Consider the following 2,110-nt stretch of genomic DNA (forward strand, 5'->3'; position numbering starts at 1 on the left):
ATGAAATATTTAATGAGATAAAAAGTATAATAGAAAAGCTTCAACATAATGATCCTATAAGCCAAATATACAGAAGGCATAAACTTGTTGGTGATTTAAAAGGATACGAAGCTTTACATATACAAGGAGATTTGGTGATGATATTTAAAATCAAGGATGATGAATTAATCCTTGTTATGCTTGGCAAGCATACAAAAGTATATAAGAGATTTAAATAACTAAGTAAAATCATTTTCAAAAGATTTTAAATTAATATATTTTGTTAATCAAAACTAACTTTAAAGGAGGTAGGTTTATGTTTGGAATGCTTGTGGATAAGATTGAAAAGGCAATTGAGCAAGACAAGAAAAAGCCAAATTTAGGGCTTATTGACATTGAAAAGGTAAAAGAGCTATACCAAAACGGGGCTCTCATATTAGATGTAAGACCTGTAGGCAAAGTGGAAGGTAAGAATGTGGAAGAAGCCGGCATTAAAAATGCTTACTACATACCAATAACAGATATTACAAAACACCTTGATAAGCTTCCAAAAGATAAGGAAGCACCAATTATAACCACTTGCAAGCTTGTAAAATTTGCCAACAGGGCTATGGGTTATTTAGAAGCTCTTGGCTATACAAACGTTTATGTATTTGACGGTTCTACCCCAGATTTGATAGCAGCACTTTCAAACGGATAATATGTGCACGCCCCTAAAGGGGCGATAATTTAGAATTTACTAATCAGATAAAGGCTAAGAAGCGTTGTTGTGAGTACTGGTATTGTAAGAACAATGCCAACTTTCATGTAATAGCCGTAAGACACGTTTAATCCTTTCTTATTTAAGATATGCAACCAAAGAAGCGTTGCTAAAGAGCCAATGGGCGTCATCTTTGGTCCTATGTTTGTGCCTATTACGTTTGCTAAAGCAAGTATATTAGCAATGTTGTTTTGAGTATGTACAAGTTTTATATTTAAATTTATTATCATAACCGTAGGTAGATTGTTTATAAGAGCTGACATGATACCTGATAAAAACCCAACACCCAATATAGCTGCTAGTTTTCCGGCGTGTACCATACTTTGTATAAACTCTGGCAGTATGTGAGAAAAAAATGTTTTTTGTAGACCAAACACTACAACATACATACCAATAGAAAATATAAGTATTTGCCAAGGTGTTTCCTTGAAAAGTATATGTTTTATATTTATTTTTTTGTTTTTTAGGCTTATAAGAGAAATAAAAACGCTTGAAAATATTATTATGAAAGACGTAGGTATGTGGTAAATATGAGATATGGATAGCATAGCTATTGTAAAAGCCCCTATAGGCCAGACCATACTAAACAGCAGTTTATCCTTTATGGCATCTGCTGGGTTTTTGTCTTCTAATATGTTTTTCTTGTAGGTTTTTGGAATATGGTTTTTATACATTAAAAGCAAAATACCTATGGAACTGACTATTGAGACTATATTTACAAAAAACATAGTTTTTGCATAGTCTAAAAAGCTAATATGGAAAAAATCTGCAGTTATTATGTTTGTTAGGTTCGATATAACAAGACCAATGCTTGCGGTATCCGATATAAATCCACCACCTATCATATAGGCTTTTGCCTCGTCGTCTTTTAGATTTAGATGTTTTATCTTAGAATACACTATAGGAGTTAACATCAAAGCGGCACCGTCGTTGGCTAAAAATATCGATATTAAAGCACCTATTAAAAGCATGTAAACGTAAAGCTTGATACCGTTGCCGTTTGCCTTGTCTATGGCTTTTAATGAAATCCATTCAAAAAATCCTATATGGTCCAAAACTATTGATATAAAAATTATCCCTATAAACGCTAAACTGGCATCCCATACGATTTTTATCACCTCGTATACATTTTTTAGGCTAACAATACCAAGACTGACGCTTAATATGGCTCCGAGCAAAGCTGATAGGCCAATAGGTATATTTTTAGGTTGTTTTATTATTAAAAACATCGTGATTAAGAAAATAAGTATACTTGTTATCTCCTTTATCATTACTATATTTTACTTTGACAAGGTTTTATTTTTGTATGGTTTTAGATATTTAAATTGTGTAAATGTCATCAGTTTTTATAACTTCTTTATTTTTTTTACC

3 protein-coding genes are annotated in these 2,110 nt (G+C 32.0%); 2 read left to right on the plus strand and 1 reads right to left on the minus strand.

Annotated elements, in window-relative coordinates; genetic code table 11:
• Both ACP5S8_RS08175 and ACP5S8_RS08180 read left to right on the plus strand, forming a co-directional pair.
• Positions 1–218 (plus strand): type II toxin-antitoxin system RelE/ParE family toxin (locus ACP5S8_RS08175; RefSeq protein ID WP_461876446.1); only part of this gene is annotated, 218 nt, incomplete at its 5' end.
• A 77-nt stretch (positions 219–295) separates the two neighbouring features.
• The gene (locus ACP5S8_RS08180; RefSeq protein ID WP_461871089.1) at positions 296–679 is read left to right on the plus strand and encodes a rhodanese-like domain-containing protein; all 384 of its coding nucleotides are present in this window, start codon (positions 296–298) and stop codon (positions 677–679) included.
• Positions 680–708: 29 nt separating this feature from the next.
• On the opposite strand, the gene ACP5S8_RS08185 is transcribed toward ACP5S8_RS08180, so the two are convergent.
• A complete protein-coding gene (locus ACP5S8_RS08185; RefSeq protein WP_461876447.1) occupies positions 709–2,010 on the minus strand; it encodes an arsenic transporter in 1,302 nt (433 codons plus the stop codon).
• Positions 2,011–2,110: the final 100 nt, after the last annotated feature.

The organism is Hydrogenobaculum sp., from assembly GCF_049967395.1.
Lineage (GTDB): Bacteria > Aquificota > Aquificia > Aquificales > Aquificaceae > Hydrogenobaculum.

Bases quoted from the DNA above. Each gene is read 5' to 3' on its own strand.
- ACP5S8_RS08180 (WP_461871089.1), top strand. From the start codon at position 296: ATGTTTGGAATGCTTGTGGATAAGATTGAAAAGGCAATTGAGCAAGAC.
- ACP5S8_RS08185 (WP_461876447.1), bottom strand. From the start codon at position 2,010: ATGATAAAGGAGATAACAAGTATACTTATTTTCTTAATCACGATGTTT.